21 protein-coding genes are annotated in these 26,445 nt (G+C 50.2%); 15 read left to right on the forward strand and 6 right to left on the reverse strand.

Annotated features, from left to right (window positions below; all coding sequences use genetic code 11):
• Nucleotide 1 precedes the first annotated feature (1 nt).
• Together pstB and phoU are read left to right on the forward strand one after the other, a co-directional pair.
• Nucleotides 2-820 carry a phosphate ABC transporter ATP-binding protein PstB gene (pstB, locus tag AC6R0R_RS13120; protein WP_334551352.1) on the forward strand — a complete coding sequence of 273 codons (819 nt, stop codon included), beginning with the start codon at nt 2-4 and terminating at the stop codon, nt 818-820.
• 24 nt (nt 821-844) lie between these two features.
• The gene (phoU, locus tag AC6R0R_RS13125) at nt 845-1,558 is read left to right on the forward strand and encodes a phosphate signaling complex protein PhoU (RefSeq protein WP_500627010.1); all 714 of its coding nucleotides are present in this window, start codon (nt 845-847) and stop codon (nt 1,556-1,558) included.
• On the opposite strand, the gene ppk2 is transcribed toward phoU, so the two are convergent.
• The 4 genes from ppk2 to AC6R0R_RS13145 all read right to left on the reverse strand — a co-directional run bounded on the left by ppk2 (nt 1,555) and on the right by AC6R0R_RS13145 (nt 4,690).
• The gene (ppk2, locus tag AC6R0R_RS13130; RefSeq protein WP_500627011.1) at nt 1,555-2,337 is read right to left on the reverse strand and encodes a polyphosphate kinase 2; all 783 of its coding nucleotides are present in this window, start codon (nt 2,335-2,337) and stop codon (nt 1,555-1,557) included. The two genes, phoU and ppk2, sit on opposite strands and share 4 nt — an antisense overlap.
• Nucleotides 2,338-2,373: 36 nt before the next feature.
• Complete coding sequence (locus AC6R0R_RS13135) at nt 2,374-3,204, reverse strand: copper homeostasis protein CutC (RefSeq protein WP_500627012.1); 831 nt, start codon at nt 3,202-3,204, stop codon at nt 2,374-2,376.
• A 186-nt stretch (nt 3,205-3,390) separates the two neighbouring features.
• Complete coding sequence (locus AC6R0R_RS13140) at nt 3,391-3,696, reverse strand: YebG family protein (RefSeq protein WP_334551342.1); 306 nt, start codon at nt 3,694-3,696, stop codon at nt 3,391-3,393.
• Between the two features lie 103 nt (nt 3,697-3,799).
• Nucleotides 3,800-4,690 carry a LysR substrate-binding domain-containing protein gene (locus AC6R0R_RS13145; protein ID WP_334551492.1) on the reverse strand — a complete coding sequence of 297 codons (891 nt, stop codon included), beginning with the start codon at nt 4,688-4,690 and terminating at the stop codon, nt 3,800-3,802.
• A gap of 160 nt (nt 4,691-4,850) precedes the next feature.
• Between AC6R0R_RS13145 and recC the strand changes: the two genes are divergently transcribed.
• From recC to recD, 3 genes are all read left to right on the forward strand, one after another.
• The gene (recC, locus tag AC6R0R_RS13150; RefSeq protein WP_500627013.1) at nt 4,851-8,309 is read left to right on the forward strand and encodes an exodeoxyribonuclease V subunit gamma; all 3,459 of its coding nucleotides are present in this window, start codon (nt 4,851-4,853) and stop codon (nt 8,307-8,309) included.
• A gap of 373 nt (nt 8,310-8,682) precedes the next feature.
• A complete protein-coding gene (gene recB / locus AC6R0R_RS13155) occupies nt 8,683-12,330 on the forward strand; it encodes an exodeoxyribonuclease V subunit beta (RefSeq protein ID WP_500627014.1) in 3,648 nt (1,215 codons plus the stop codon).
• 2 nt (nt 12,331-12,332) lie between these two features.
• A complete protein-coding gene (gene recD, locus AC6R0R_RS13160) occupies nt 12,333-14,432 on the forward strand; it encodes an exodeoxyribonuclease V subunit alpha (RefSeq protein ID WP_500627015.1) in 2,100 nt (699 codons plus the stop codon).
• 68 nt (nt 14,433-14,500) lie between these two features.
• Here the strand turns inward: recD and AC6R0R_RS13165 are convergent, their stop codons facing one another.
• On the reverse strand, nt 14,501-14,677 hold the full coding sequence (locus tag AC6R0R_RS13165; protein WP_334551325.1) for a hypothetical protein: 177 nt from the start codon (nt 14,675-14,677) through the stop codon (nt 14,501-14,503).
• Nucleotides 14,678-14,950: 273 nt separating this feature from the next.
• Entirely contained in the window at nt 14,951-16,288 is a 1,338-nt protein-coding gene (argA, locus tag AC6R0R_RS13170; protein ID WP_500627016.1) for an amino-acid N-acetyltransferase, read from the reverse strand.
• Between the two features lie 190 nt (nt 16,289-16,478).
• On the opposite strand from argA, the gene AC6R0R_RS13175 reads away from it, so the two are divergent.
• From AC6R0R_RS13175 to bamB, 10 genes are all read left to right on the forward strand, one after another.
• Nucleotides 16,479-16,895, forward strand: coding sequence for a DUF2850 domain-containing protein (locus AC6R0R_RS13175; protein WP_500627017.1), 417 nt, complete (start codon nt 16,479-16,481; stop codon nt 16,893-16,895).
• A 69-nt stretch (nt 16,896-16,964) separates the two neighbouring features.
• The gene (mltA, locus tag AC6R0R_RS13180) at nt 16,965-18,068 is read left to right on the forward strand and encodes a murein transglycosylase A (protein WP_500627018.1); all 1,104 of its coding nucleotides are present in this window, start codon (nt 16,965-16,967) and stop codon (nt 18,066-18,068) included.
• A gap of 140 nt (nt 18,069-18,208) precedes the next feature.
• Complete coding sequence (tcdA, locus tag AC6R0R_RS13185) at nt 18,209-19,015, forward strand: tRNA cyclic N6-threonylcarbamoyladenosine(37) synthase TcdA (RefSeq protein WP_334551318.1); 807 nt, start codon at nt 18,209-18,211, stop codon at nt 19,013-19,015.
• Between the two features lie 14 nt (nt 19,016-19,029).
• Complete coding sequence (gene csdE / locus AC6R0R_RS13190; RefSeq protein ID WP_500627019.1) at nt 19,030-19,461, forward strand: cysteine desulfurase sulfur acceptor subunit CsdE; 432 nt, start codon at nt 19,030-19,032, stop codon at nt 19,459-19,461.
• A gap of 133 nt (nt 19,462-19,594) precedes the next feature.
• Nucleotides 19,595-20,719 (forward strand): dual-specificity RNA methyltransferase RlmN, encoded by a 1,125-nt coding sequence (gene rlmN / locus AC6R0R_RS13195; RefSeq protein ID WP_487901679.1) that lies wholly within the window; start codon nt 19,595-19,597, stop codon nt 20,717-20,719.
• A gap of 345 nt (nt 20,720-21,064) precedes the next feature.
• Nucleotides 21,065-22,063, forward strand: a complete 999-nt coding sequence (rodZ, locus tag AC6R0R_RS13200; RefSeq protein WP_500627020.1) for a cytoskeleton protein RodZ — start codon at nt 21,065-21,067, stop codon at nt 22,061-22,063.
• An 8-nt stretch (nt 22,064-22,071) separates the two neighbouring features.
• Nucleotides 22,072-23,190, forward strand: coding sequence for a flavodoxin-dependent (E)-4-hydroxy-3-methylbut-2-enyl-diphosphate synthase (gene ispG / locus AC6R0R_RS13205; protein WP_334551312.1), 1,119 nt, complete (start codon nt 22,072-22,074; stop codon nt 23,188-23,190).
• Between the two features lie 31 nt (nt 23,191-23,221).
• Nucleotides 23,222-24,490, forward strand: coding sequence for a histidine--tRNA ligase (hisS, locus tag AC6R0R_RS13210; RefSeq protein ID WP_334551311.1), 1,269 nt, complete (start codon nt 23,222-23,224; stop codon nt 24,488-24,490).
• Between the two features lie 61 nt (nt 24,491-24,551).
• Nucleotides 24,552-25,166 carry a YfgM family protein gene (locus tag AC6R0R_RS13215; RefSeq protein WP_500627021.1) on the forward strand — a complete coding sequence of 205 codons (615 nt, stop codon included), beginning with the start codon at nt 24,552-24,554 and terminating at the stop codon, nt 25,164-25,166.
• Nucleotides 25,167-25,174: 8 nt separating this feature from the next.
• Nucleotides 25,175-26,335, forward strand: a complete 1,161-nt coding sequence (gene bamB / locus AC6R0R_RS13220; RefSeq protein WP_500627022.1) for an outer membrane protein assembly factor BamB — start codon at nt 25,175-25,177, stop codon at nt 26,333-26,335.
• The last annotated feature ends 110 nt before the right edge of the window (nt 26,336-26,445 follow it).

A 26,445-nucleotide genomic window follows, 5' to 3' on the forward strand; every position in this document is an offset into this window, starting at 1 on the left:
CATGTTTTCAGTGAACCAAACCTTAGGCTACCGAGCGCCGCTAGATGTGCGTAACCTAAGCGATGAACAAACGGCGATCGAGATTGATGGCCTCAACTTGTTTTATCGTCACAAGCAAGCGCTAAGTGATATTTCAATGCGCATTCCTAAAGGTCAGGTGACGGCGTTCATCGGTCCATCGGGGTGCGGAAAGTCGACCTTGCTGCGCTGCATTAATCGTATGAACGACTTGGTCGAAGGCTGCCGCGTCGAAGGCAAAGTGAAACTGCATAAAAAAAACGTCTACCATCCGGGGGTCGATGTTGCGACGTTGCGCCGCCGAGTTGGGATGGTGTTTCAGCGTCCTAATCCTTTTCCCAAATCCATTTACGAAAACGTGGTGTATGGCTTGCGTCTGCAAGGGGTCAAAAACAGCCGAATTCTTGATGATGCGGTTGAACGTTCGCTTCGCGCCGCAGCATTATGGGACGAAGTGAAAGATCGCTTGCACGAAAATGCGTTTGGATTATCGGGTGGTCAGCAGCAGCGTTTGGTGATTGCGCGCGCGATTGCCATAGAGCCAGAGGTCCTTTTGCTCGATGAACCGACATCAGCACTTGATCCCATCTCCACTTTGACGATAGAAGAGCTGATCAATGACCTCAAAACCAAATATACTGTGGTGATTGTCACGCATAACATGCAACAGGCGGCGCGGGTGAGCGATCACACTGCATTTATTCATATGGGGAAACTGATTGAGTACTCCGATACCGACTCAATCTTTACCTCACCGATGAAAAAGCAAACCGAAGATTACATCACCGGACGTTACGGATAATCAAAGAGGAGTCACACACAGTTTATGAATTTTGGTCGTCATATTTCAGGTCAGTTTAATGTCGAACTAGAGTCGATTCGTACCCACGTACTTACCATGGGAGGCTTAGTTGAGCAGCAACTCTCTTTTGCTATGCAAGCGCTGCACAAAGAGGACATCGAATTGGCACGAAAAGTGGTACGTGACGATCATAAAGTGAACGCGATGGAGGTGTCGATTGATGAGGCGTGTACTCGGATTATCGCCAAGCGTCAGCCGACCGCAAAAGATCTTCGCCTGATTATGGCCATCATCAAAACCATTACCGATTTGGAGCGTATTGGCGACGTTGCCACCAAGATGGCTTATGTTGCGATTGAGAGTCCATCCTCTAAAGAGCGCCAATTTCAAGTTTCCCTCGAGCCTTTGTGTCGCCAAGCGATTACCATGCTTCATCAAGTGTTGGACGCGTTCGCTCGTATGGATGTCGATGCCGCCGCAGAAGTGTACAAGCTGGATGATAAGTTAGATGCCGAGTACGAAGCCGTGATTCGTCAGTTGATGACTTACATGATGGAAGACCCGAAAAATATCCCCAACATCCTGCAAGTGATGTGGTCTGCCCGGGCAATTGAACGTGTGGGTGACCGCTGCCAAAACATTTGTGAATACATCATTTACTTTGTCAAAGGCAAAGATGTTCGCCACTTGGGCGAACAAAGCATTGATGATGCGTTGAATTCTGGATCTAAGCGTTAATACTTCTCTGGGACAAACGTCTGGTCGTCCATCGGCTTACGAATATAGCCTTCTTTGTTGATGTCCGGTAACACGATCTCTGGATAAGAGATTTCTTGATAGTCAATTTGGCTTAAGAGATGGCTGATGCAATTGAGGCGCGCGCGTTTTTTATCATCTGAAGGGACAACCCACCACGGCGATTGTTTGGTGTCTGTGTAGGCAAACATCTTATCCTTCGCTTCTGAATATTCCGCCCAGCGGTTGCGGGACTCAAGATCCATAGGCGAGAATTTCCAACGTTTGATGGGGGTATTGATACGACCAAGAAAGCGCTTCTCTTGTTCTTCGTCTGAGACTGAAAACCAGTACTTAATCAAGATGATGCCTGAGCGCTGCAACATGCGCTCGAATTCCGGACAAGAGTGGAGAAACTCTTCGTATTGCGCTTCGCTACAAAAGCCCATCACTTTTTCAACACCAGCCCGGTTATACCAACTCCGGTCAAACAGTACTATTTCGCCAGCGCTGGGTAAATGCGCGACATAGCGTTGAAAATACCACTGCGTTTTCTCTTTTTCTGTTGGGGCAGGGAGCGCTGTGACACGACACACGCGAGGATTGAGTTTTTCGGTGATGCGCTTAATCACGCCCCCTTTTCCAGCCGCGTCTCTGCCTTCAAAGATCACCACGACTTTCAGACCGTCTTGCTTTACCCACTCTTGCAACTTGACCAGTTCAATCTGCAAGCGTTCCAGTTCACTTTCGTAAAAGGCTTTATCAAGCTTGTTCTTTGCCATGGTGCATCCCTTTAAGCTTTTATTATTATCAATATGTTAGCACTTATTCGGGACAATAGTGTTTGAATGGGCACATTTTACCGCTTTGACCACTTGGGCAATCGCATCTGGATCCGTGACTGGGATCTGATAGTCATCAATCTCGCCCATCGCCGCTTGAGAGTGTGAGCGCATTAAGCTTGGGCGCAGGGTTTTTCCTGATAGGTGCAGCTCGGTCACGCCGGCCTGGTTGATGAGCTCGCGCGCATTGCTGGCATTCACTCCCGCTCCCGCCATAATCACAATGCGCTCGCGCGCTTGGGTCACTAACTGTTTTAGCACCGCAACACCTTCAGGGGCTGTCAACGCAAGGCCAGAGGTTAAGACTCGCTCACAGCCTAACGAGATGATGGTTTCCAAGGCTTCACCGGGATCTTGGCATTGATCAAACGCGCGATGGAAGGTCACACCCAACTGATGGGCGTGCGCGCGTTCGACGAGTTGTGAGGTCATGTGGGTGTCCACTTTCCCATCGGCAGTCAGCGCGCCAATTACGACGCCTTGAAGGCCACTTTGCGCGGCGGTGTCGATGTCGTGCAACATGCACTCTAAATCCTGTTCACTGAAAATAAAGTCGCCTTGGCGAGGGCGAATCATGGCGTAAATAGGGATGCCTTTTGCGTTTGAATCTAAGTCTCTCTGGGTATTCTTTCTCTGTGTACTATCTCTCAGGGCACAGTAACGGCCCGCCAGGCGCATCAATCCGGCACTGGGGGTGAGGCCGCCAAGCGCTAACGCGCTGCACAACTCAATTCGTGTCGCACCGCCCTTGAGGGCGTGATGAAGAGATTCAATGTGATCGATACAGACTTCAATGTGTGTGGTCATAGGTTCTGTTACCAAAGGGATTTACGTTATTGTAGCGAGAGAACGTGTTCGGTATTAGGGTAAAGTGCTGCAAGGATACTTTCCTTGTTTATGGGGGCCTTTGTTGGTGAGCATGGTATTTATGAGGATGTATAAAAAACAAAGCCCCTGCAATCGCAGAGGCTTGGTAACGATAAAGAGAGGGCATTACGCCGCGTCGTCTTGTTCTTCTGGGGTGTTTTCCGTGTCCACGGCCACCACTTTTTTCTTCTTCGGAGTGGGCTTGCGCTTTGCCCCTAATGCATAGAGCACTTCTTCTTTATTTTGCGCTAGGAACATCGCCAAATCTTCTTGCTTGGCTTCATCTTCCATCAGTTCACTTTTACCTAGAAGCTCGAAAAGCTCGTCCGCCATATCGAGCATTTTGTCATAGGCGTCCGCTTCCGCTTTAGAGGTAAAAGTCATTTTCTCTTCTCCGTTGCGTTCTACCACGTACTTGACGATTACAGCCATGGTTGGTCCTCTAACTTAAATTGATAGGTTTTATTACTGGCTGTTTATACAGGTTTGAGCCGCTTAAGTCTAGGTGTGCGTGCGCGCTATGAGAGACAGATGCTTAATTTTTCCACTGCTGACAAAAAGCAATAAAGGATTTGAGTAGCGGGCTTTGATACTTTTCTTTGTGCACCAATAACCAAAAGCGGCGTGTCATATCGAGTGGCAGCGGCAACTCAATCACTCGGCCATCATTGATCGCTGGTTGTGCCGATAAGCGTGATAGACAGCCTAAACCTAAGTCAGCGGCGACACTGTTGATCAGGGCTTCGGTGGTATTGAGTTCAAATGATTCCTGCCATCGTTCTAATCGCGGCGCGATAACGCGTAGAAAGAACTCGCGAGAGCCAGACCCCGCCTCGCGCAGTACCCAGCGACTGTGTTCCAGCTCATCCATTGCTACTCGTTCGTGACGTGCGAGCGGTGATGAGGGCGAACAAATAACGCACATCTCGTCGCGACTAAATGGGGTCGAGTTTAGAGCTGGATGGAGCGTTTTACCCTCTATCAAGGCGATATCCAGTTCATAGTCGACCAGTTTTTCACAGATCAAAGCGGAGTTGGAGATCAATAAGCTTTGCTGCTCATGGCCCGTTGCGTCACGAAAGGAGCGCAGGAGAAACGGTGCTACTTGATTGCCGATGGTATCGCTAGCGCCAATTCTCAGTTCGCCGCTTAACCCTTGAGTGTCATCAAACAGGTGTTCAATATCTCTGGCTCGTTCTAACAGTTCATCGGCCATCGGCAGTAGTTTGATTCCCTCTTGATTGATCAGCAGACGGTTATTCACACGATCAAACAACGAGTGTCCGAGCTGTTTCTCAAGCTCTGACAAGGTCATGCTAACCGCCGCTTTGGAGAGATACAGCGCGTCAGCAGCGTGGGTGAGAGTGTCATGCCGAGTGACAGCAAGGAACACCTTCAGTTGTTTCAGTGTGAGGTTTACAGCCATAATATTGATTCGATAAATAGAAGCGCCAATGGCTATCATTGGCGAAATTAGACTATCGTGCAAGTCGAATGAAACCCGACTTCGTCAGCTTGTAAACGTCACTATATTCACTCACTTATGCTAATCTCACCCTATCGTCCTCTTATCGTGTGAGCGCCTTGTGTTTACTGTCTATCATTCCAATCAAGTCGATGTGTTGAAATCTTTGTTGGTGGAGCTCATTCGCCATCAGCCGCTTGAGAACCCGTTTGAAGCCGAGCAGATTTTGGTTCAGAGCCCCGGCATGTCTCAATGGCTGAAAATGGAACTGGCGAAAGCGTTCGGTGTGGCTGCAAACATAGAGTTTCCTCTTCCCGCGACCTTTATCTGGAACTTGTTTACCCAGGTCTTACCCGATGTGCCGACTCGCAGTGCGTTTAATAAAGAGGCGATGACATGGAAGTTGATGCAAGTGTTGCCATCTCAGCTAGAAAGGGACGAATTTGAACCGTTGCGCCGTTACTTGGCTGACGATCAAGACAGCAGTAAATGCTATCAATTGGCGGAAAAAATTGCCGACATCTTTGATGGGTATCTGGTCTATCGACCTGAGTGGATCGCCAGTTGGGAGGCGGGGCAAGGTGTCGCTGAAATACACGATGAACACCCTTGGCAACCCATCCTTTGGCAAGCGCTCTACGATCAGACGCTAGCACTAGGGCAATCGCCTTACCATCGTGCCAACCTTTATCAAGAATTTATCGAAGCGCTTGAACATCGAACGGGTGGTTTTGACCATCTGCCTAAACGCTTGTTTGTGTTTGGTATCACTTCTTTGCCGCCTCGCTATATGGATGCGCTTAAAGCGATCGGTGAGCACATTGATGTCCACCTCATGTTCACCAACCCATGTCGCTACTATTGGGGGGAGGTCCGTGACCGTAAATTCTTAGCAAAACTGGCGGCGAAGCGGCGCAAACATCTGGTGTGGCAAGAGGATCACTCAGAGTGGCAAGGCGAGAGCGAACCGCTCAAAGGTAGCCTTGAAGAGAATATAATGGATGAGCTGCACACCGATGTGGTGGGGAACAGCTTGCTGGCCTCAATGGGCAAATTGGGGCGCGACAACATGTACCTGCTCTCTCAATTGGAATCCCATGAGATTGAAGCCTTTGTGGATATCGAGCGAGACTCATTGCTGCACGAATTGCAGGCCGATATCCTCAATCTTGAAGAGCATCAAGATGATACGTTGCTCGACACGAGCCACCATAAACGTCGCGTTTCGCTGCAAGACCGCTCCCTGACCTTACATGCTTGTCATAGCCCAATGCGAGAAGTGGAAGTGCTGCACGATCAACTGTTGGCAATGTTTGAAGCGGATCCGTCGCTCAAACCGCGTGATGTGATTGTGATGGTGGCGGACATCAATGCCTACAGTCCGGCCATTCAAGCGGTGTTTGGCAATGCGCCGGGTGAACGATTCATCCCTTTTTCTATCTCGGATCGCAGTGCCAACCAAGAAAGCCCGATCTTGAATGCTTTCTTATTGTTGACCATGCTGCCGCAATCGCGCTGTTTGGCCTCGGAGCTGCTTGAGCTGCTGGAAACACCAGCGATCTTGGCGCGATTTGGTCTCGACGATAACGAGTTTATTCGCGCTAAACAGTGGGTAGAGCAATCGGGGATTCGCTGGGGGCTCGACGGCCACACCGCGCAAGAATTTGATTTGCCTAAAACCGGCCAAAATACATGGCAATTTGGTATCAACCGCATGTTGCTGGGCTATGCAATGCCTGCATCGGCAGGGCTGCTGAACACCGAACAAGGTGAACTGGCGCCGTTCAACGAAGTTCAAGGCCTTGGCGCCGAACTGGCGGGCAAACTGGCTCACTATATTGAAACCATTGCGCTTTATCGCGCCAAGTTAGCGCAGAGCCAAGGTGTGGATCAGTGGCGCGAAGTGCTGACTCAGCTGTTGGATGATTTCTTTTTAGTGGATTTGGATGGCGAAGCGGCGCTCAAATCCATTCGTGATACGTTGGCGATGCTCAAAGAGCAGCTGAATGATGCCGCGTTCAGTGCACCGCTCTCTGCTGCGATTGTGACGCAGTATTTGCGTGACAAACTCTCTGGTACGCGGGTAAGTCAGCGCTTTCTTGCCGGCCAAGTCAACTTCTGTACCCTCATGCCGATGCGCTCCATTCCATTTAAGACTGTGTGTCTATTGGGAATGAATGAAGGCGTTTACCCAAGGTCTGTGCCGCCGGAAGGGTTTGATTTGATGAATGGTCGCGCTAAGCATGGCGACCGTTCGCGCCGAGATGACGACCGCTACCTTTTCTTAGAGGCGCTGTTATCGGCGCAGGACACGCTTTACATCAGTTATGTCGGGCGCTCAATTCAAGACAACACGCCGCGCATGCCATCGGTGTTGGTCTCTGAGTTAATGGAATACTGCCATCAAAACTACTGTTTGGAAGGCGATTCAGATTTAGGCTGTGATGAGTCCGGCTCGCGCCTTGTTCACCACTTGAGCACGTCTCATCCCATGGTGCCGTTCAGCGCTGAGGCGTTTCTTGGCGAGCGGGCAAGTTACGCTCAAGAGTGGTTACCTGCCGCCTTGCGCCAGGGGCAAAAAAGTGGTGATTTTCAGCGTCAGTTGAGTGACTACTTGCTCGGCGCGCACTTTCCACTCGAGTTGGATTTAGTCGAGCTGCAACGCTTTTGGCGCCTGCCCGTTCAGTACTTTTTCAACCGCCGTTTAAAGGTGACGTTTGAGCCGCCGCAACCTGTGATGAACGATGAAGAGCCCTTTGTGCTGGGCGGACTGGAAAGCTATCAGTTGCGCGATGAGCTGCTCACGACACTGCTGACCGCTCACACATTAGCTGATCGCGATCCTAGTCGCTTGATGGCGCAATGTGTGGCGAAGCATCGCGCCGAAGGGCGTTTGCCTATTGGCGCCTTTGGTGACATTGAGTTTGAAACCAACCGAGTGCAAAGTGAAGAGTTAGCGAAAACCTTGCACGGATTGTGTCAAGCGCCTTGTGAGGATCATGAAGTCACTCTCACGTTGGATGTGCTTGGCGATGGCAAACCCGTACAGCTGGTCGGCTGGTTGACTCAAGTGTACCAATCTGGGCTTGTGCGTTTTCGTACTGGGCGGATTCGATCTCAAGACTATCTCTCCGCTTGGCTTGATCATTTGGCCATGGCCGCCAGTGGTCGTGCGCTGCGCACTCACCTGATCGGCTATGACAAAAAAGAAGGGGCGCAGCATCTGGTCTACCCTGCACTAGAGTCTCGTGAGCAAGCGTACGCACTACTCAATGAGCTGGTGGGTCTTTACTTCCAAGGCATGAGTGAACCTTTACCTTATTTCCCCCGTACCGCTTTAGCGGCGATAGAAGCGGGTTTTAGTCGCGGTAAGTGGGCGGACGATGAAGACAAATCGCTGAAAAAAATGGCCGATACGTTCAATGATGGCTACATGTCGAGTGGCGAAGGCAACGACAGTTATATTCGTCGTATTTGGCCGCAATGGGATGAGGAACTGGCCGCTCGAGTGCGTACATTGGCTGCTCGCGTCATTCAAGCACCTCGTCTCGCTGTACAGGATGCTGCCGATGTGTCGTAGAGGGACAGTGAAAATGAAAAGTAAAAATAGCAGAAGGTAAAGTGGCCGCCAGAAAATCATTATAGTGTAGGGCGTTCGCTGTACGGCCACAGGTCAGAGGGACCATGATTTGTTGGGTTGATGGGCAGACACACTGCCTCAACTCGTGCTGCGAATACTAACGACTCACTCTATAGGCTGCTGTGAGTAAGATCGCAGAACTCCCCGTATTTTTATGGGGTTAACAGATAAAATAGCGTTTTATTAACCGGATCACATTGAGTATTAGCACTAATATTGTCGAGCTGAATCGTGATAGGTGAAACATCCATGAATTCATACAATGTGCCATTGAGCCAATGTGTGAACTCGTACAGTTAAAGGGCAGAATTTTATGACCGCATCGTCTCGTTCCACTCTTTCTAGTGGTGGTGATATCACACCGACCGCACTCGATACGATGACTTTTCCATTGCATGGTGCTCGGCTGATTGAAGCCTCAGCTGGAACAGGAAAAACCTTTACCATTGCAGGGCTCTATTTGCGCTTGCTACTCGGGCATGGCGACGATCAGACTCGGCACGCGCATCCGCTCACTGTGGATCAGATTTTGGTGGTGACCTTTACTGAGGCTGCCACGGCGGAGCTACGCGATAGGATCAGAGCGCGTATTCATGACGCGCGCCTTGCTTTTGCTCGTGGCCAAAGCAGCGACCCAGTGATCGAGCCTTTGCTGGAAGCGGTGACGGATCACGCCCAAGCTGCGCAAATTTTGCTGCAAGCGGAAAGGCAGATGGATGAAGCCGCCGTCTACACGATTCATGGTTTCTGCCAGCGGATGCTGACGCAAAATGCGTTTGAGTCAGGCAGTCGATTTAGCAATGAACTTGTCACTGATGAAAGCCATCTAAAAGCGCAAGTGGTCGCAGATTATTGGCGGCGTAATTTCTATCCATTACCCCCGCAACTGGCAGGTGAAATTCGCCGAATTTGGCGGGCGCCGAATGAGCTGTTAGCCGCGATTTCGAACTATTTGACTGGTGCACCTTTGGCGTTAAGCGTGCCTGCAATGCAGGGCAGCTTAGCGGATCTGCATGAGCGTAATCTGGCTCAAATTGATGAACTCAAGGCACTTTGGCGAGCGCATCAAGACGAGGTGCTGGCGATCATCAACGAGTCAGACGTCAATAAGCGCAGTTACAGTAAAAAATCGCTACCGACCTGGATAGAGAGTGTTTCTGCCTGGGCAGCCCAGGCAACGACAAACTATGAGATACCTACGGCGCTGGAGAAGTTTGCGCAAAACGCACTGCTTGAAAAAACACCGAAAGGCCAAGCGCCTGAGCACCCGTTATTTGCACGTATTGAAGCCCACCTCGCTCACCCGGTGGATCTGAAAGCGCCGATGTTGGCTCATGCGATAGAGCATTGCCGCACAATGCTGGCAGCGGCCAAAGCTCAGAAGCAGTGGCTCTCGTTTGATGACTTGTTGACTCAGCTCTCTGCGGCGATCGACCTTGATGATACTGAGTTGCTGCGTGAGCGCATTCGCACTCTCTATCCCGTTGCAATGATCGACGAATTCCAAGATACCGATCCGCTGCAATACAGTATTTTCAGCCGTATTTACCTAGATCGTCCTGAGTGCGGTCTGTTTATGATTGGCGATCCGAAACAGGCGATTTACGCGTTTCGTGGCGCGGATATTTTTACCTACATTAAAGCGCGCCAACAAGTGACGTCGCATTTCACTTTAGGCACGAACTGGCGCTCAAGCGCCGATATGGTGGCAGCGGTCAATCAAGTGTTTTCAGTGCCGAAAAGCCCGTTTATCTACGATCAAGATATTCCTTTTTATCCCGTCAACGCCTCTCCGGGTTCTGAGCGCAAAGGTTGGACTTTAAGCGGCACACGACAACCAGCGTTGACGTATTGGTTACAAGAAGCCGAAGAGAAGCCGCTGGCCAAAGGTGAGTACCTTGAGGCGATGGCGAGTGCGACGGCCAACCAGATCCAGACAATTCTTCAGGCTGCGGCTAATAACGAAGCCATGTTGGTGGGCGCGAAAGGCGAGCAGGCGATTGAGGCCGGTGATATTGCTGTGTTGGTGCGCACTGGGAATGAAGGTCGGATGATCAAACAAGCGCTGGCCGAACAAGGTATTGCCAGTGTTTATCTCTCCAACCGAGACAGTGTGTTCAGCTCTGTTGTTGCTAGCGATGTGCAGCGTCTGCTGCAAGCGGTGCTGACGCCCGAGTACGACAGAGCGTTAAGAGCGTGCTTAGCCAGCGAACTGTTTGCCCTTGATGCGGCAACACTTGATAGCTTGAACAACGATGAAAACGAGTGGGAAAACGCGATCAATGAGTTTAAAGGTTACCGCCAACTTTGGCAGCAACGCGGCGTATTGCCGATGTTGCGCAGTGTGATCAGCAAGCGTCATATTGCAGAGCGCCTGCTAGAAGAGCAAAACGGTGAGCGAACCTTGACGGATCTGATGCACATGGGTGAGTTATTGCAACAGATGAGTGGTGAACTCGACAGCGATCATGGTTTGTTGCGTTGGTTGGCGCAATCCATCAGCGATGCGGAGCAGGGGCTTGGTGGCAGTGATGAGCAAATTCAGCGCTTGGAATCGGAGCGTAATCTGGTGCAGATCGTCACCATTCACAAATCGAAAGGGTTAGAGTACGACTTAGTCTTTCTGCCGTTTGCATTGAGCTATCGTGAAGCGAGTGAGGCGAAGTATTACGATGCCGAGCAAGATGTGACCATGCTTGATATTACGGGGCAAAGCGCGGCTTTGGCCCTTGCGGATAACGAGCGTCTTGCAGAAGATCTGCGTCTGATTTACGTGGCATTGACGCGTGCGGTATATGGCTGTTTTGTCGGCGCCGCGCCACTGCGCAATGGTCGCTCGACCAAAGAGCCGACGGGCGTACACAAAAGTGCGATGGGTTATCTACTGCAAGATGGCCAAGAGGGAGGCATCGTAGATTTGACCAAGGCGCTTTGCCGGCAAAGTGAGGCGTTGGCTTGTGTTGGTGTGGCGGACCTGCCAAATTCGCACGCTCAGCCGCTGATGATTCCTCCACCAGAGATGCCGCCACTTGGCGCCAAAGCATTTACCACACAACTGGACCGCTATTGGCGCATCACCAGTTATTCCGGTCTCGTCAAACAATCGTCTAGTCATGCGGCGCAAGGCTTTGAGGATGTACTGCGCCTTGATGTGGACTCGGCGCAGGATCACGACGAAGCGTCACTCACTGAACCAGAAAAGTCGATTTTCACCTTTCCCCGCGGCGCAAGGCCGGGCACTTTCTTACATACGTTATTTGAAGACGTTGAATTTACCGAGTCTGCCCATAGCGATCACAATCGCGCCATCATCGAATCGCTATTGCAAGCGGAGCAGTTGGATGAGAGCTGGCTTCCTGTATTGCAATCGTTGGTCGATACCGTGCTAGCGACGCCCTTAGATGGTGATGCACTGCGACTGAATGAAAAAGGGCCATCTCAGCGTTTGGTGGAGATGGAGTTTTTACTGCCCATTACCGTTTTAGACGCGTCATCCCTGAATCGAGTGATCACGCGTCACGATACCCTGTCCGCGCGCGCCGGTGAGCTCGGGTTCCAAACAGTGCGCGGCATGTTAAAAGGGTTCATCGATTTGGTGTTTGAGCACCAAGGTCGCTACTACGTACTGGATTGGAAGTCGAATCACCTTGGCAGTGACGTCAGTGATTACCATGGTGAGGCGCTTAACCAAGCGATGGCCGATCATCGCTACGATCTCCAGTATCAGATTTATGCCTTAGCCCTACACCGTTTTTTGCGCAGCCGCTTAGCGAATTACGACTATCAGCACCATTTTGGCGGTGTCTATTATCTCTTTTTACGCGGTATGGATGGCCAGAGCGAACACGGCATTTTTTCGGCGAAACCGAGCTTAGCCATGTTGGAGGATTTAGATCGATTGATAGAGGGTAAGCCGATTGAAACCAAATTTAACCCAGCGGGCCAAGGGGAGTTGATCTAGACATGGCGCTACTTGTTTCACAGCTGCAACTCTTGGCAGCAAAAGGCGTGATTCGCCAGTTGGACTACCAATTTGCTCGTTTTATCCATCAGCAGTCTAACGATGACCACCTGGCGTTTATCGCTGGGTTGACCAGCGCAGAGCAGGCGAAAGGCAATATCTGTTTACCCCTTTTTGATGCCAATGGTCAAAAGGCGGATCTGGCACACAAGCTCGGTTTGTATGGCGAGGCAGCGCTAAATCTCAATCAGATTCTACATACAATTGATTGGGCTGCCCATTTAGCGAATTCGCCGTGGGTGGGGAGTGCGGGTGAGCCGCTGCCTTTGATGTTTGATGGTGAGCGACTCTACTTGCACCGTTTCTGGCATTATGAAACGACCTTATCCGAACGCTTATTGAGCTTTGGGTTACCTATGATCCTAAAGCCTGATGAGCAAGCGAAGTTGACCGAACTTCTTGATCATCTATTTGCGCGAAATTATCGCTATCTTTTTGACAATATTAGAAAAAGTCAGTCGGTAACCCCCGTCATAATTCAGCAATTAGTGTGTGACCATCTAGATGTGGTTACGCCTGATGAGCTCGATTGGGTTGCCATAGGCCAAATACTCCAGCAGGCCAAAACTGTGGCCGAGTTGTCTGCTTTGGATAAGCTCGTCCCCCAAGCGGTATGCGTCAGTTGGCAAAAGGTGGCGGCGGCGGTGGCGCTCACTCGTCGATTTGCTGTGATTTCTGGTGGACCCGGTACAGGCAAAACGACCACCGTGACCAAGTTACTTGCTGCCTTGATTGAGCAAGCAAAACAAGATCGCATTAATGGTCATGTGCCAACCATTAAATTGGTGGCGCCGACAGGAAAGGCCGCCGCGCGCCTGACTGAATCGATTGGCCAAGCGGTGGAGCAATTGGCGGTGAGTCCAGAGTTGAAAGCGGCCATACCGACACAAGCCAGCACCATTCACCGTTTGCTTGGCGCGATTCCGGATAGCGCCGAGTTTCGCCATCATCACGATAACCCTCTACATTTGGACATTTTGGTCGTCGATGAGGCGTCGATGGTCGATCTCTCTATGATGCATAAGCTGGTGGATGCAATGCCCAAGCAGGCTCGGCTGATTTTACTCGGCGATAAAGATCAGCTTTCGTCAGTGGAAGCGGGCGCGGTATTGGGCGACATCTGCTCTTTCCATCAAGAGGGATATAGCGCCTTGCAGGGCAAACTACTCGCCCAACTGACAGGGTTTGATTCACTCGCGCATGGAGCAAGCTCCAGCCAATCAGGGATGGCGGACAGTCTCTGCATGCTGCAAAAGAGTTATCGATTCGATGCGCGTTCGGGGATTGGTCAATTGGCCAAAGCCATCAACTCGGGAGGCGTAAGCAAGGTTGAGCAAGTGTGGCGGCAAGGGTTTGAGGATATTGCCAAATACCCTATCGACACAGAGCACTACCAACTGCTGATAAAATCTCTGGTGGAAGAGTATCGCGGCTACCTTGCGCTGTTAAATGAGGCGAATCAGGCGCAGGAAGATCTCAACACGCTCGCTCGCAACGCGTTATCGGCATTTGCACGTTGTCGTTTGTTGTGCGCCGTTCGAGAAGGGGACTTTGGTGTGCAAGGGCTCAATGCCCGTATTGAGCGCGCTTTGGCTGCGCGCAAGCTGATTCAGGTACAAGATGAGCTTTGGTACCACGGTAGGCCCGTGATGGTGACGCGCAACGATCACGCGTTAGGCCTCTACAATGGTGACATCGGTTTGTGCATTCGTGATCCTGACGAAGAAGGGCACAAGCTGAAAGTCTTTTTTGAACTGCCAGATGGCAGCGTAAAGGCGGTGTTACCGAGCCGTGTGCCTGAACATGAAACCGCTTACGCGATGACGGTTCACAAATCGCAGGGCAGTGAATTTGATCATACCTTGATGATTTTGCCGCCGGAGTTTAGCCCTATCTTAACTCGAGAGCTCATTTATACTGGCGTCACTCGCGCTAAATCACGTTTAAGTCTGTATGTGGATGAGTCGGTGATGGCAAGAGGAATAAAAGTGCGAACGGTTCGGGCCAGTGGTTTGACACAGCGCTTGAAGGAAAAAGAGTAAGGTGAGAGAAGGGATGAGCAATCGTCCCTGATTGCTGGCTGCGCTTGGGCAGCGTCGAGCGCCGTCGGTTACAGCGCTTGAGTAAATGAGATGCTGCGAATCGCGTATTTTTCTTGGTAATTGAGGATAAACGCCTTCAACCCTTCTGTGACGGGGAAGACACAATGTACGTCGAGCCCGGCTAACAGTTCGTTGTCTGCCATATCCCAAAAACTTTGAATCGAGTTACAGATGATGGTTTTCATCAAGTTATATGCTCTTAGTATCGTGTTTATCTACTTCAAGCAATCCGTGCGACTTACGCCGAGTTCTTTCAGGTCGTAAGTGAAGGTTAGTCCATAGAGCCCCTGAATCGGGAGCGCAAATGTTAACCAATCCAATATATTAAATAAAGTGCTTATCGATAAAAATCGATAGCTCAGTGGTTAACCTATTAAAATAGTTAATAATTTAGTTTTGAAAATCTTGGCAACTGCCGTTTTCACCTTCATTCCTAATGAGAAAAACGGCAGTAAAAATCAAAGTTTGATACTTAAAATCTTTGATTTGCGTTGATAGTTGTACAAATTCTGTTTTTGAGAAGGTAGGCACTCAACGCCCATTTCGAAGAAACCTTGCTCCCTAAACCAGTGCAAACTGTGAGTGGTTAATACAAAAATCTTCTCAATTCCTTGTGCTTTGGATTGCAGTTTCATGTGGTTAAGTAACAGCAGGCCGCGGTTACCATCACGATATTCTGGATGAATCGCGACACAGGCCATCTCGGCCATTTTTTCCTGCGGGTAGGGGTAAAGCGCCGCACAGCCGATGATCAAGCCGTCTTTTTCTATGATGGTGAACTGATGAATCTCTTGCTCCAGTTGTTCACGAGAGCGTCTGACCAGTACGCCTTGCTCTTCCAGCGGCCTAATCAGCTCGAGTATGCCACCGATGTCATTGATGTCCGCCATTCGCACTTGCTCAGCGCTGGCATGAACGATCTGGGTACCGATACCATCAAGCGAGAAGAGTTCCTGAATCAGCGCGCCATCCACCTTATAACTGACCAAATGACTGCGTGGCACTCCAGCGCGGCAGGCTTTGGTGGCGGCACGCAAAAAACGCAGTGTCCCAGAGGTGTCGTCGCTGCTAGGGTTGGCTTCCGTTTCCAGTGAGGACAAAATGGCCTCGGCATCTTTAGGAAACAGCTCTGCCACGACATTGTCATTGGCATCAATGACCCCTTGCTCAGAACAAAAACCGATCAGCTTATCGGCTTTGAGCTTGATGGCGACTTGTGTAGCCAACTCTTCCGAGAGTAGGTTGAATGACTCGCCAGTCACTGAACTGGCGATCGGGCCAAGCAGCACAATGGAGCCATGGTCGAGCATGCGATTGATGCCTTCGACATCAATACGGCGAATGCGGCCACTGTGGCAGTAGTCCACACCATCATCGACGCCCAACGGTTGAGCAATAATAAAGTTGCCGCTGACAACGTTGAGCTGTGTTCCCGCCATCGGCGTGTTGCTCATGCTCATGGAAAACTGCGCCGTGATGGCCAGTTGCAGTTGACCGGCGGCTTGCATCACGTAGCTCAAATTGGTTTCTTGCGTCACTCGTACTCCCTTGTGATAGGGGGTTTCGCTGTGATTGTGCTGCAAAATGTCGTTAATTTGTGGCCTTGCTCCATGGACGACGACGATTTTCACGCCCAGGCTATGAAGAAGAGCAAGATCACTGATAATATTCGGAAAATTTGCATCTGCGACGGCCTCGCCTCCGAGCATCACTACCATGGTTTTACCGCGGTGAGCATTGACGTAAGGTGCCGATTGTCTGAACCCTTTCACAAGGGCGGTATTTCGAATTTTCACAGAAGCGTCCAAAGTTACGAGTGAATTAGTATGTGGAAATATTGCAATTTTATTCTTGTTTCGGCAAGTGCTTTTCTTATCTCGAGCGGATTTTCTTGAGATGGAAAGCAAACAGTGACCTTGGCTAGACTCGCCAAAGTGCGCATTTTGGTCTAAGACTTACTATTAAGAGCAAGTTTGGAACCCATTCATGAAGAGTAACATCGACGCAAACGGCGCGATAAAAAACAAACTGAAAGAGCGCAGCTTCTTTTTGATGGCTGTCGGACTTGCGTTAGTGGTTGCGCTGCTGGGCACGCAGCTCTATCAATATTACTTACAAGTCACTTATCCTAAGTCTTTCCTTTACGGTACTTGGATTGAGCAAAATGTCGCGGGGTATGCGACGGATCGTTTTATCCTCAATGAAAATGGTGTCGTGATTAACGGGCGGGTCGTGGATACCAATTTTGCCTTTGATGGTCAGTTCTTTGAATACCGTTTCGGTGATGACACCAAGCGCTTTCAGATCCTCAATCAAGAGTTCTCTGAAATGAAGTTGATTTCACAGCCTCATTATCAACCTATCTATCGTCTTGACGCCAAATACCAGCATAACATTCGCTAACGCTTTTTCGTTGCTATCGGCCAGGCACTTTGCCATGCTTAACGCCAACGACAATAAGGGAAAACCAACGTGCTCAAAAAAATCTTACCTCTGCTTGCGGCCGGTGTTTTGTTTGGCTGTGCCCAGCCAACCGATCGCGCTCAGCAGTATCTCGATGGCGAGTTGACCAATGTGCTCAATCCAGCCGATTTAGTGGTGTCCGACAAACCACGAGATTTCAGCGAATTTCATCGTCAGGCGGAGCAAGTGGTCATCAACTCACCAAGTATGGCTTCGCTCTATCAACCGCTTTATGACAAGCTCAACGAGTGGGTTTTACTCAGTGGAGAGCCGACAGAGCTTGGCCAATACGGCATTCATGCAGCGCAATTAGGGGGCGGGGACAAGCAGGGTAACGTGCTGTTTACGGGGTATTTTTCACCAGTGATGGAACTTCGTCATCAACCGAATGATGTCTTTAAGTATCCAGTGTATGGCAAACCTGAGTGCAGCCAAGACTGCCCAACTCGCGCGCAAATCTATGCGGGCGCCTTGGAAGGACAAGGGCTCGAACTTGGGTATGCTGCGAATCTTATCGACCCCTTTTTGATGGAAGTTCAGGGCAGCGGTTTTGTCCATTTTGAAGATGACGACACGCTGGAATACTTTGCCTACGGCGGTAAAAACAACAAAGCTTACGTCAGCATCGGTCGAGTTCTGATTGACCGCGGACTCGTGGCTCGCGAAAACATGTCGATGAAAGCGATCAAAGAGTGGGTGATGGCCAACGATGAAGCCACGGTACGTGAGCTGTTAGAGCAAAACCCATCGTTTGTTTTCTTTGAGCCCCGAGCCGATGCGCCGGTGACCGGTTCGGCGGGTATCCCGTTATTGGCGATGGCGTCGGTGGCAGGGGATCGCACCCTCTTTCCAATGGGTACGCCTATCTTAGCTGAAGTGCCACTGCTCAACCCTGACGGCAGTTGGAGTGGTGCTCATCAACTTCGCTTGTTGATCGTACTTGATACTGGTGGCGCAGTGAAACAGAATCACCTTGATCTGTACCACGGCATGGGGCCGAGAGCCGGTATTGAGGCGGGCCATTACAAACACTTTGGCCGGGTGTGGAAACTCGGATTAGAAGGCAGCGCGACTGAAGCGCCTTGGGCCATGCCGCCAGAGAAGCGAGAATAGTGGTCGCTGGTTAGGGGGATCTTTCCCTTCAGCTAGTCAAGCGTTGGCTTGGCCAATTCTAGACATTTGAAACAAGAGTGCGTATAAATCGCACTCTTTCTATTTACTCATCACCAAATTTGTAGCGGAGAAGCCTTGCCATGCGCCAACTTGATACCCCCGCCTCGGACAGCTATAACCAACGTTTTGGCGGTACACGCCGACTCTACGGACACAGTGAAGTGGAGATCCTGCGCGCTGCGCACGTGTGTGTTATCGGAATAGGCGGCGTTGGCTCTTGGGCTGTAGAGGCGTTGGCTCGCACAGGGATTGGTGAGTTGACCTTGATTGACATGGATGATGTCTGTGTGACCAACATTAATCGCCAGATTCATGCGATGTCTGGCACTGTTGGGCAGAGCAAAATTGAGGTCATGGCAGAGCGAGTCAAACTCATCAACCCAGAATGCAAAGTCAATTTAATTGATGACTTCATTACGCCAGACAATCAGCATGAGTACCTCAGCAAAGAGTTTGATTATGTGTTGGATGCGATTGATAGTGTTAAAGCAAAAGCTGCGTTGCTCGCCTACTGCCGCAGCAACAAAATCAAAGTGATTACGACGGGCGGTGCAGGTGGCCAGGTTGACCCGACTCAAATTCAAGTCGCGGACTTAACCAAGACCATTCAAGATCCGCTAGCGAAAAAGATCAAAGATACCTTGCGCCGGCACCATAATTTCCCCAAAAATCCGCAGCGTAAGTTTGGCATCGATTGCGTCTTTTCCACTGAGCAGTTGAAGTACCCGCAAGCCGATGGCAGCGTGTGTGGGGTGAAGTCAACGGCAGAAGGGCCAAAGCGAATGGATTGCGCCAGTGGCTTTGGCGCCGCCACGGTGGTGACGGCCACTTTTGGTTTTGTGGCGGTCTCGCGTATTGTGGAAAAATTGATTCAGAAATATCGCTAATGAGTGGAAATGAAATGAGTGAAGCACCATCCTCAGTGTTTGGCCAGACGATAACGGCGGACGACGTCATTCGAATTATGTCAGGGTTAAAAGGCTGGGAAGATCGCTACCGACAAGTGATCCAGTGGGGTAAGCAACTCCCCGTGATGCCTGATGCGCTGAAAAGTGAACAAGTGACGGTGTCAGGCTGTGAGAGCCAAGTGTGGTTGGTCTGTGAGCAGCACGACGGCGTGTGGACCTTTTGTGCCGATTCTGACGCTCGTATTGTACGTGGTTTAATTGCCCTCGTGATGGCGGCTTACAACCACAAAACAGCGCAGCAAATCCAAAATTTTGATATGGATGAGTACTTTGAAAAGCTTGGACTTATCGCGCATCTAAGTCCTTCGCGCGGCAATGGGCTGAAAGCGATTGTGGAGCAAATTAAGCAAATCACCGCGGCGTAAATAGCGTGTTCAATTAATAAACAAAGTGGAATTAACGCCTTAGGAAATACAGGGCTTTACAACGCTTGTTGTCGCTGAATAAAGGCTGTACAATTCGCGCCCTTAATTAATGTTCTGTCGTTTGTGAGGTTACATGAGCACTGAAAAAATCAATCTACTCGACTTCGATCGCAAGGGCTTGCGTGAATTTTTCGCTGAAGAATTAGGTGAAAAAGCATTCCGCGCCGATCAAGTTATGAAGTGGATCTACCATTTTGGTGTCGATGACTTCGACAACATGACCAACATTAACAAAAAGTTACGCGAGAAACTGCACGCGCGCTGTGAGATCAAAGCGCCGGTAGTCGCTGAGGCGCAACACTCTTCTGATGGCACCATCAAGTGGGCAATGAAGGTGGGCGATCAAGATGTCGAGACGGTCTACATTCCTGAAGACGATCGCGCGACCTTGTGTGTCTCTTCTCAGGTGGGCTGTGCACTGGAATGTAAGTTCTGCTCGACGGCTCAACAAGGGTTCAACCGCAACCTCAAAGTCTCAGAAATCATTGGTCAGGTATGGAGAGCTGCCCGTGAGATCGGCTTAGAAAAAGAGACCGGTCGTCGCCCGATTACCAACGTCGTGATGATGGGCATGGGTGAACCTCTGTTGAACATGAAAAACCTCATTCCAGCCTTAGAGATTATGCTAGATGATCTCGGTTTTGGTTTGTCTAAACGTCGCGTTACTGTCTCCACCTCGGGTGTCGTCTCTGGCCTTGATCAGATGACAGGTAAGATCGATGTGGCGTTGGCGATCTCTTTGCACGCGCCGAACGATAAATTGCGCAGCGAAATCATGCCGATTAACGACCGATGGGATATCGAGGATTTTCTTGCGTCTGTGCGCCGTTACATTGCTTCTTCCAATGCCAACCGTGGCAAGGTGACCGTAGAGTACGTGCTGCTTGACCACGTTAACGACGATATGGACCATGCGCGTGAATTGGCAGAGCTGATGAAAGATACACCATGTAAAATCAACCTGATTCCATTTAACCCGTATCCGGGCTCGCCTTATAAGAAGCCAAGCAACTCTCGCATTGATCGCTTCCAGAAAACCTTAATGCAGTACGATCACACCGTGACCGTGCGTAAGACGCGTGGGGATGATATTGATGCGGCGTGCGGACAGTTGGTCGGCGATGTCATTGACCGCACCAAACGTACTGCCATGTTAAAAGCGGCCAAAGGTGAAACCATCGAGGTGAAAGCCGTTTAACCGCATATTGAATGCTTAAATTTGCATGAATCCGGAGGCCAGAGCTTTGCTCTGGCTTTTTTATCGACAATTTGTAATCAGATGTTGCGTCTTAATGTCAATTTAAGGAAAAACCTTGAGCTGGCTGTGAATTATCACCTTTTGTCATGTTGTTTCATCTCTGATATAGATTAGAATTGAAAGTTAATGCTTTTGGTGGCTTCCTCACACTTTTGATGGCGTATATTGCCTCTTTGATGAGTTAGCTGCCCGGATACTTCGCCAATTCTGCCCCATTGCTACCAATAATGAATAACGAAAAGCACGCGCGGAAGAGGCCCTGCACTTAAAAGAGATGAATTCATAATGACTGCCGAACACGAAACGACAGAAACCAATCAACCACAAGAACATATTGAAGCGGGTACACTACTTAAGCAAAAGCGCGAGCAGTTAGGATTAACGCAAAAGCAGATTGCCGATAGGCTTCGTCTTCGCCTCTCCATCATCGAAAACTTGGAAAAAAATGACTTCGAGTCTGACCAAGTCGCTACCTTTACCCGCGGTTACCTTCGTTCGTACGCAAAGGCAGTGGGGCTAAAAGAGTCAGTCGTATTGGCTGCGCTCGATCACAGCGGCACCGCTCAGCATAAAGAGCAATCGATGCAGAGCTTTTCACGTAAAACCAAGCGAGAGAAGCACGACAGCCGCATTATGATTCTGACGTGGGGTATTTTTGCCGTGATTGCCGGGATCTCTTCCTTATGGTGGTGGCAAAATCAGCAGGATGACATGTTGGATTTGGGCCAATCTTCGGCGCAGGAAACCACGCAGCAGAGTGCAGACTCAAGCAGCAGTGATACCTTGGACTTTGTTTCGCTTGATGAGGCGATGCCAGATGAGCCTTCGCAAGAGACTCAAGAAACGATGGAACCAATCCTTAGTGAAGATTCCGATGTGAGTCGTATTGAGACGATCGAAAACACGCAAACTGAGATGTCGTCAGAGACTGAAATCATCCGTGAAGAGAGTGCGCTAGAGTCCCCAGAAGAAACAGTGACCGCATCAGACTCAACAGAACAAGCTGATGCGCCGCAAGAGAGCATAACGGATACGGCGGTTGCAGTGACGAACCGTCTAGAGATGAGCTTTAGCGATGATTGCTGGGTTCAGGTGAAAGACGCTAGTGGTAAAACCCTCGTGACCGGCATCAAAAAAGGTGGCGAGTCGGTTGCGTTGGATGGTCAGTCTCCTTACAGCGTGATTTTAGGTGCACCAGAAAACGTTTCAATGACATTAGCGAGTGAACCTGTCGACCTTTCTGGGTATACTTCAGGCAAAGTAGCAAGATTCACCTTACCTTAGACATTACTATGCAACACGAATCTCCTATCAAACGTCGCCCCTCGACTCGTATCTATGTGGGCGACGTACCTATTGGTGACGGTGCGCCGATTGCGGTGCAGTCGATGACCAACACTCGTACTACAGACGTTGACGCCACCGTGGCGCAAATTCGTGCCCTTGAAAATGTGGGTGCGGATATCGTCCGCGTCTCGGTACCGACAATGGATGCTGCCGAGGCTTTCAAGCAGATCAAGCAGCAAGTGTCGATTCCGCTGGTGGCGGATATTCACTTTGACTACCGCATCGCACTCAAGGTTGCGGAATACGGCGTCGATTGTTTGCGTATCAACCCAGGTAACATCGGTAAAGAAGATCGCATTCGTGCGGTCGTCGATTGTGCAAGGGATAAAAACATTCCAATTCGTATCGGCGTGAACGGCGGTTCTTTGGAAAAAGATATCCAGATGAAATATGGCGAGCCGACCCCAGAAGCCTTGGTGGAATCGGCGATGCGTCATGTTGATATCTTAGATCGCCTCAACTTTGATCAGTTTAAAGTGAGTGTCAAAGCATCCGATGTTTTCCTTGCGGTGGATTCCTACCGACTGTTGGCGAAAAAAATCGATCAGCCACTACACCTAGGTATTACTGAGGCAGGCGGAGCGCGTGCGGGTTCAGTCAAATCTGCGGTTGGACTCGGCATGCTGCTGGCAGAAGGGATTGGCGATACGCTGCGCATCTCGCTTGCGGCGAACCCAGTTGAAGAGATCAAGGTCGGTTTTGATATCTTAAAATCGCTGCGCATCCGCTCCCGCGGGATCAACTTTATTGCGTGTCCGAGTTGTTCTCGCCAAGAATTTGATGTGATTGGTACGGTCAATGCGCTAGAGCAGCGTCTTGAAGACATTATCACACCGATGGATGTTTCAATTATTGGCTGTGTGGTCAATGGACCCGGTGAGGCGGAAGTGTCGCATTTGGGTTTGGCAGGCAGTAACAAGAAAAGTGCCTTCTATGAAGATGGCAAACGTCAAAAAGAGCGATTTGATAACGACGATCTCGTGAGTCAACTCGAAGCGAAGATCCGCGCTAAAGCCGCGTTGATGGATTCGCAAAATCGCATTGATGTAAAAGTACAAGAGTAATAACTCTCAACCAACGATTACGGTAATTATTGTGGCAAAAACAATTCAAGCAATCCGAGGCATGAACGATTGTCTCCCAACTCAATCTCCACTGTGGCAAAAACTTGAAACCGCAGTGAAAAACGTAATCAGCGCTTACGGTTACAATGAAGTGCGCATGCCGATTGTTGAGATGACTCATCTATTTAGCCGCGCGATTGGTGAAGTCACCGACGTGGTTGAAAAAGAGATGTACACCTTTGAAGACCGCAATGGTGACAGTTTAACCCTTCGCCCAGAAGGCACGGCGGGCTGTGTTCGCGCCGGAATTGAAAATGGCTTGCTCTACAATCAAGAGCAGCGTCTATGGTACATGGGCCCAATGTTCCGTCATGAACGTCCGCAGAAAGGTCGCTACCGTCAATTCCACCAATGTGGTGTCGAAGTGTTTGGTCTCGATGGCCCTGACGTCGACGCAGAGCTGATCATGATGACGGCGCGTCTGTGGCGCGAGCTTGGTATTGATAAACATGTACGTCTAGAGTTGAACTCGATTGGCTCTCTTGACGCGCGTGCTGAATACCGCGAAGCGTTAATCGAGTTTCTTACTCAGCACATGGATATTCTGGACGACGATTGCAAGCGTCGTATGCACACTAACCCGCTGCGAGTGTTGGATACCAAGAACCCAGAAATCCAAGCGGTACTCGGTGATGCCCCTCGTCTGTCTGACTACTTAGACGCAGACTCAAAGCAACATTTTGCCGGCCTTTGTGAACTTCTCGACGCAGCAGGTATCGAATACACAGTCAATGAGCGTTTGGTGCGTGGTTTGGATTACTACAACCGCACGGTATTTGAGTGGATAACGGAAAGCCTTGGTGCGCAAGGTACGGTGTGTGGCGGTGGTCGCTACGACGGCCTGGTTGAGCAACTCGGTGGCAAGGCAACGCCTGCGGTTGGTTTTGCTATGGGCCTTGAGCGTTTGGTTCTGATGCTAGAAACCCTTGAGTTGACCGATGTGCGTCGCAGCGTCGATGTTTACATGGTCACCGCGGGTGAAGGCACCATGATGGCTGGAATGAAATTAGCTGAGCAGTTGCGCGAGCAAGTACCAGGCCTGCGAGTGATGAATCACTTTGGCGGCGGCAACTTTAAGAAGCAATTCAAGCGTGCGGACAAAGTGGGTGCAGCGGTGGCGCTGGTTCTCGGCGAGAATGAAGTCGCAGACAGCACGGTCGTCGTGAAAGATCTGATTGGTGGTACACAAGAAACAATCAGCCATGCCGATGTGGCGAGCAAATTAGCGCAGTTGGTATAACCCGATAATAGGAAGTGGCGACCTTTATGCGCCACTTTTTTCGATTTTAAGAGGACAGGAAGTGGAACTCTACGATTCTGAAGAACAACAAGTAGAAGCGATTAAAGATTGGTGGAAAGAAAATGGCAAAGCGGTCATTTTCGGTGCCGTCATTGGTTTGGGTGGTCTGTTTGGTTGGCGTTATTACCAAGACTCCGTCACAGCAGCCCAGGAAGCAGCCTCTGAGAGTTACACCACCGTGATTCAAGAGTTGGCAGTCAAAGGCGTAGATGCCACTGCTAACGTGCAAGGGTTTATTGAGGCGAATGGCGAGTCGCAATACGCGGTATTGGCGGCGATGCAATTGGCGAAAGCTCAGGTTGATGCAGGTAACTTGGATGAAGCAGTAGCGCAGCTCGAGTGGGCAAAATCGGCCACTAAAGACCAAGCGCTGTTGAGTGTCCTTCACTACCGAATTGCGCGTATTCAAGCTCAGCAAACAGACTTTGATGCGGCGATCTCAGAGTTGGCTAACATCAACGACGAAACTTGGATGGGGCGTGTAGAAGAGTTGAAAGGCGATATTCTTTTACTCAAGGGTGATGAAGAAGGGGCATATGCCGCCTACACCCAAGCTCAACAGTCTGGCGAGCCAAGTCAGGCTCTGCAAATGAAGCTGGACGATCTCGCTAAGTAAGGATGCGCATGAAGACAATGCTCAATAAAGCACTCTCTACGGCGCTGGTTCTTGGCTTGCTTGCAGGGTGTGCTGGAGAGGAAGATACCATTATCATGGCGCCGACACCGGTTGTGGACAATGAGTTCACGACCAAGAGCGCATGGAGTGCGTCGGCAGGGAAAGGTGTGGGCATGTACTACTCGCAACTTTCACCCGAATACGCCTACGATAAAGTGTTTGTTGCCAGTCGTGATGGTGTGGTGAAAGCACTCAACCCTGAAACGGGCAAAGCGATTTGGCAAGCGGATCTGGAAAAAGAGGGCTCTGCACGTTTATCTGGTGGTATTACCGCCGGTTATGGTCAGCTGTTTATTGGCAGTGAAAATGGTCAGGTGATTGCCCTTGATGAAGAAACCGGTGCGCTCAATTGGCAGACCGCTGTCAAAGGTGAAGTGCTGGCTGCCCCTGCAGTAGACAGTAACTTAGTGATTGTTCATACCAGTGACGGTGTGCTGATCGCCCTGGATCAAGAATCGGGCGAGAGCAAATGGTCCATCAGCACTGAAGTGCCGAACCTGACTCTGCGTGGTAACAGCGCGCCTGTGACGGTGTCTGGTGGCGTTTTCTGGGGAACGGCGAACGGTCGTTTGGCGGCAGCGATTGTCGAGCGTGGTCAATTGATTTGGCAGCAACCCATTGGTACACCGCAAGGGGCGACCGAAATCGATCGTTTGGTGGATGTTGATGCTTCACCACTGATTTTGGGCAGCACGCTATACATTGTCGGTTACAACGGGCAGTTGACCGCGATTGATCTGCGTTCAGGCACACCAAGCTGGAAGCGTAACTACTCTTCATCCACCGATATGGCGAGTGAAGGCAGTCGTTTATTCTTGGTGACTGATAAAGACCACATTGTCTCGGTTGATGCGCGCAGTGGTACTGAGCTTTGGAGCAATGATCAGCTTGAGCACCGTTTGCTAACGGCGCCAGTCATGCTCAATGGTTACGTAGTCGTCGGTGATAGTCTAGGCTTCTTGCACTGGATGGATCGACGTACCGGCGAATTTGTTGCTCAGCAGCAATTAGATGACAGCGGCTTCGCGGTCGCACCTATCGCCGTACCGGGTGGACTTGTCACGGTTACTCGCAATGGCGATGTAAAGAAACAGACGATCAACCCATGATCATGTGATATAATTCACATTCGGCTCCTAGCTGGTTACTCAGTTGGGAGCCGTTTTATTGTTAACGCTACGTAGTTATAGGTAAAAATTGGTCTCGTCATCAGTCCTTA

The sequence above is a fragment of the Vibrio sp. R12-SW3-ISO1 genome (genome assembly GCF_059834005.1).